The 5,296-nt window shown below is 48.6% G+C and carries 5 protein-coding genes; 2 read left to right on the plus strand and 3 right to left on the minus strand.

Features of this window, described 5'->3' with window-relative positions:
* Both ACJ2PR_RS34895 and ACJ2PR_RS34900 read left to right on the plus strand, forming a co-directional pair.
* On the plus strand, nt 1-1,499 hold a 1,499-nt coding region (locus ACJ2PR_RS34895; RefSeq protein WP_446880488.1), incomplete at its 5' end, for a sensor histidine kinase.
* Nucleotides 1,496-2,170 carry a response regulator transcription factor gene (locus ACJ2PR_RS34900; RefSeq protein WP_446880489.1) on the plus strand — a complete coding sequence of 225 codons (675 nt, stop codon included), beginning with the start codon at nt 1,496-1,498 and terminating at the stop codon, nt 2,168-2,170. The genes ACJ2PR_RS34895 and ACJ2PR_RS34900, both read left to right, overlap by 4 nt.
* Nucleotides 2,171-2,472: 302 nt before the next feature.
* On the opposite strand, the gene ACJ2PR_RS34905 is transcribed toward ACJ2PR_RS34900, so the two are convergent.
* The 3 genes from ACJ2PR_RS34905 to ilvA all read right to left on the minus strand — a co-directional run.
* Nucleotides 2,473-2,790 (minus strand): fertility inhibition FinO-like protein, encoded by a 318-nt coding sequence (locus ACJ2PR_RS34905; RefSeq protein WP_446867941.1) that lies wholly within the window; start codon nt 2,788-2,790, stop codon nt 2,473-2,475.
* 365 nt (nt 2,791-3,155) lie between these two features.
* Nucleotides 3,156-4,085 carry an allantoinase PuuE gene (gene puuE / locus ACJ2PR_RS34910; RefSeq protein ID WP_446867942.1) on the minus strand — a complete coding sequence of 310 codons (930 nt, stop codon included), beginning with the start codon at nt 4,083-4,085 and terminating at the stop codon, nt 3,156-3,158.
* 318 nt (nt 4,086-4,403) lie between these two features.
* Nucleotides 4,404-5,296: threonine ammonia-lyase, biosynthetic (ilvA, locus tag ACJ2PR_RS34915; protein ID WP_446880490.1), on the minus strand; the 893-nt coding region annotated here is incomplete at its 5' end.

The following is a 5,296-nucleotide window of genomic DNA, read 5'->3' on the forward strand; positions in this document are numbered from 1 at the left end:
TTAAAGGCAAGCAGTCGCTCCAAATTAATCTAAAACGGCTCCGCGAGTGGGGCGGTGCATTTGCTGGAGTTCGATCGCGCCTGCTCATTTGGTACTTTCTACTCACCCTTTGCATTACCCTCATTTCTGTGTGGGCAACCTTCAAGATTTTCTGCGAACTAGAACAACAGCAAGCCGGACAACGATTGCAGCGCAACATTAGCGCTTTAGAACAGCAAATGGCTCAAATCAATTCATCTGAACTAACGCCGTCTGTGTTAAATGAGACGCTAGAACAGTTCAAGCAAAGCCAAGTGAGCGATCCAAACGAGTCACTGGTTCTCGTAGTAAATGGTCAACTCTACTTGGCTCGATCGTCCAAACTGCCGCCTGCTCTTCATGAGAATTCTGACCTAATTCGACAATGGGCACAAGCGAAACCCAATCGCTCTTCTGTTCAAGAAGATTACATCATTCGGGTTGTAGAGCCGCTTCAATTTGCTGGGCAGACGGGTGCGATCGTTGGACTCTACGATGCGACCTTACGTTACCAGATGGGTGAAACCACTCTTGCGCTAGTTGTTCAGGTGACGATCGCGATGATGATTTTGTTTATGGTGATCGTATGGTTCACCGCCGGACGCTTACTCGCTCCGTTACACCAGTTAAGCGATACCGCTCAGATGATTACTGAAACCGACTTGTCAAAGCGCATGACCGTCCGGGGAACCGATGAGATTGCTGATCTCACACTTACCTTTAATCAGATGCTCGATCGCCTTCAAGCCGCTTTTACCAGTCAGCAAGAATTTATCAAAGATGTCAGTCACGAGCTACGAACACCCATCACGATTATTCAGGGGCATTTAGAACTCTTAGGCGACGACCCCGAAGAACGACAAGCGACGGTTGCTTTAGTGCGCGATGAACTGCGGCGGATGAATCGGTTTGTGAATGACTTACTGTTGCTCATGCGTGCCGAGCGTCCCAATTTCTTGCGTCCCAGTATGATCGATCTCGAACCTTTTACCCAGGAACTCTTTGCCAAAGCGCGAGGATTAGCTCCTCGAAACTGGCAACTCGAAGCGGTTGGCATGGGAGAGGTGGTTTGCGATCGCCAACGTCTTACGCAGGTGATCATGAATTTGGCACAGAATGCGACACAGTATACTCAGGCTGGAGACATGATCGCGATTGGTTCTGCAATCGTCAATGGCACTGTTCAGTTCTGGGTGCGCGATACTGGCGAAGGCATTTCTTTTGAGGATCAAGAGCGCATTTTCGATCGGTTTGCGAGAGGCTCAGAGAGCGAACGACGATCCGAAGGCGCTGGATTAGGGTTATCGATTGTGCAAGCCCTGATCAAAGCTCATGGTGGCACTGTCGAACTCTTTAGTCGTCTGGGAGAAGGAGCAACCTTTACGGTCATTTTACCCCAGCAACGCCCCGATGCTAATCTTCCAGTCCGACCTTCAATTGCCCCAATTCGACAGTCCTTATCGCCGAAGAAAATGCCATGAATCGATTGTTGATTGCCGAAGATGAAGCTCGCATTGCTGCTTTTCTAGAAAAAGGATTCCGTGCTAGCGGATTCACAACGACGATCGCGAAAAATGGAGTAGAAGCAATCGCAATGGCACACAGCGAGGACTTTGATTTACTGATTCTCGATTTAGGATTACCTGGTAAAGATGGCTGGCAAGTTCTAAAGGAAATACGCGGACGGGGAGAACGATTGCGAATTATTATTCTCACGGCTCAAGATGAAGTGGAAGATACCGTAACTGCGCTAGAAAGCGGCGCAAATGATTATGTAACGAAGCCGTTTGAGTTTGATGAACTCTTAGCGCGAGTGCGGGTTCAACTGCGAGACAACGTAGTAGCAAAAACTAAAAGCGGTAAAGAAACTACACTTCAGGTCGGCGAGATTGTTCTAGACTTACTGACGCGGCAAGTGTGGATAGGAACACAATCAATTGAGATGTCCGTAAAAGAATTTGCCCTAGCAGAAATCTTCTTGCGTCATCCCATGCAGGTGATGAGCCGCGAACAACTGCTCAACCGCGTCTGGGGCTATGACTATGATCCAGGTTCTAATATCGTGGATGCTTATGTCAAACAACTCCGCAAGAAGCTGGGTAGTGACTTGATTGAAACCGTTCGAGGAGTTGGGTATCGGCTACGAGCATAGCATCCTGGAGAAATAGTAACGCTCATTTGGTCAGCAATAACCTAGCTAGATTTGGTTGGGTAACCACTCGACACAGTTTTTGGAGCCATAACCAACCGATCGCCCTACTGCCTCCGAACAACATTGATAGGGGTAACTTCTATGTGAATGTAATTGATGACAAGTTACGTCGTCCGGCTGACAACCCCCGATCGAAATCTCTGGTGGCATCTCAACTAATTCCCATCCACCATCTCATACCGCCGATCTCTTCGAGATACCTGCAAGGGGTCGCTGCCGTCGTCATACGCTAATGACTCGTCTCATCCGGCTGCTGCGGTTTCTTTCGGTTTCTTCTCAAACACCTGGATGTTGGGTTCGAGAAGAACAAATCCTTTTTCGGTCGGTTGTCCCATCTTCCCGGCGATCGCGGCAACCCACATGGGAAAGTTGGTTTGAGCATCCTCCAGTTTCTTCCAGACTTTGGGCTTGACGGTCATGGAGATGATTTGCCCATCGCAGTCCACCTCAAAAGATTTCCAGCCATTGTCTACAGTCTTTGCATCCGGCAGTTCGTTGATTTTGATGGTGAGTTCAAGTTTTCCAGTGACGGTCATGGTGTGTTCTCCAAAGTTTTGCATTAATCATTCTCCTTAACAGTGGTCAATGAATCAACCTCAGCACGTCGATTTCAACATCTGGAAAAGACAGAGGATGAATCACGCTACTGGTTAGGGTCACTTGCGAACAGGTTCCCTAGATCAAAGGTGTTCGAGACTCCCCATCCACGGGGTCACGAAACACGATGAGTTCCCTCACCCTTGGGTTGATAGGACGAAGCACCCGCACCCAACAATAGAGTATAATCGCCCATGAAACCATTGAAGAAACCGCAGAATTAGTCAATCAAGCAGGCGGGCAAGGAATCGCGGTACAAGTGGATCATCTAGATTCAAAAAAAGTTAGATCGCTCATAGGGTTCTAATTCAGAATACTTTCGTTTCTATTAAGGCTTGTGATGTTCGTGCCAATGATTTGCGATATCAATTCTGCGGCAGAGCCAAACGCGATCGTGTTTCTGAACGTAATCTAAAAATTTCAACAATGCCATTGCTCTTCCAGGTCTGCCTACCAATCGACAATGTAATCCCACGCTCATCATTTTGGGTGCGGTTTCTCCTTCTGCATAGAGTAGATCAAATGAATCACGCAAGTATGCAAAAAACTGATCGCCAGAGTTAAACCCCTGACTGGTGGCGAATCGCATATCGTTGTTATCTAACGTGTAAGGAATCACCAAATGGGACTTTCCAGACTCCTGAACCCAATACGGCAAATCATCCGCATAGCTGTCTGAATCGTAGAGAAACCCTCCTTCCTCAATCACCAATTTGCGAGAAAACGCGCTAGTACGACCCGTATACCAGCCCAACGGACGATCGCCCGTCACACGAGTATGCAGATCGATCGCTTGATATAAATGGTCTCGCTCCGCCGCTTCGCCAAAATATTTGTAGTCAATCCAGCGATACCCATGACTGGCAATTTCCCACTGCGCCTCTTTCATCGCCGCCACTGCCTCCGGATTGCGCTCCAGTGCCATCGCTACCCCGTAAACCGTGACTGGAATTCCTCGCGCTGTGAAGAGTCTATGTAAGCGCCAAAAGCCCGATCGACTGCCATATTCATAGCAAGATTCCATGTTCATATGGCGCATTCCGTTGAGTGGAACGGCTCCCACAATCTCGGATAGAAAGGTTTCCGATGCCTGGTCACCATGCAAAATACAGGTTTCGCCACCTTCCTCATAGTTGATCACAAACTGTACGGCTATTCGCGCTCGATCGGGCCATTTAGCATCCGGAAGGTTGCGCCCATAGCCGACCATATCTCTGGGATACTCAGAATCTTGATCTCTGAAGGATTGTGTTGACATGCTTAGAGTTTGCTGAAGGGTAGTTCTGTACGAATTCAGGGCTTTTGAAATAGATGCTTCTAGTTGCTGCAATGATTTGGGTTAGCGATCGTGTCACCGTTGCGGGTGTTGTGTGTCATGCTTCAAATCAACCTTCATTTAACGTGAATTCGATGATAATCCTTCACGATGGTTACCAATCCGATCAGCCCCCTAAATCCCCCATGAGTGAGGGACTCTGAACGAGAAATATTGTCTCAAAGTCCCCCAAATTGGGGGGTTGGGGGGCGGAAGTGCTGAACAACGAAGTGAGAAAACTCCATCGAAGTCACGTTACATTTAGGACAAGAACAACTTATAGGCGGGGTTTTGGCTTTCGTCCCAGTAGCGGTAGCCCAGCGTATCGAGAAACGCTTGCCATTCGGTCATCTCATGAGGGGGCACCTGCATTCCGATGACGATGCGCCCATAGTCTGCGCCGTGATTGCGATAGTGAAATAGACTGATATTCCAATCGGGACACATCGAGGTGAGAAACTTGATCAACGCACCCGGACGTTCGGGAAACTCAAAGCGGTAAAGCAACTCATTGTGAGCCAGGGGCGATCGCCCGCCTACCATATGTCTGAGATGCAGTTTCGCTAATTCATCATCGGTTAAGTCGATCGTGCTAAAGCCATTCGCTTCAAACGTCGAGACAATTTGAGCCGCATCCGCTCGATTTTGAATTTGCACTCCGACGAAAATGTGGGCGATCTTTTCATCTGCTATTCGGTAATTAAACTCAGTCAAACTGCGCCGACCAATGCACTCACAAAACTTGCGTAAGCTGCCCTGTTCTTCAGGAATCGTGACGGCAAAAATCGCTTCTCGACGTTCCCCAAATTCGGCGCGTTCTGCCACAAATCGCAAGCGATCGAAGTTCATATTCGCCCCGCAGGCCACCGCGATCAGCGTTTGATTTTGAATCTGTTCCCGCTCTACATAAGCTTTTGCAGCAGCGATCGCCAGCGCCCCAGCGGGTTCTAGAATCGATCGCGTATCTTCAAATACGTCCTTGATCGCCGCACAAATATCATCCGTATCAACAATCATCACTTCATCAACATACTGCTGACAGAGCCGAAAGGTTTCTACCCCGACTTGACTCACGGCGACCCCATCCGCAAACAATCCCACATGCGACAACTTAATGCGGTGTCCCGCCTGCAACGATTGTGACATCGCATCGG

The organism is Phormidesmis sp. 146-33 (genome assembly GCF_052939515.1).

Excerpts from the sequence above, each read along its gene's own strand:
- ACJ2PR_RS34900 (WP_446880489.1), top strand. The coding sequence starts at position 1,496 with ATGAATCGATTGTTGATTGCCGAAGATGAAGCTCGCATTGCTGCTTTT.
- ACJ2PR_RS34905 (WP_446867941.1), bottom strand. The coding sequence starts at position 2,790 with ATGCAAAACTTTGGAGAACACACCATGACCGTCACTGGAAAACTTGAA.
- puuE (WP_446867942.1), bottom strand. The coding sequence starts at position 4,085 with ATGTCAACACAATCCTTCAGAGATCAAGATTCTGAGTATCCCAGAGAT.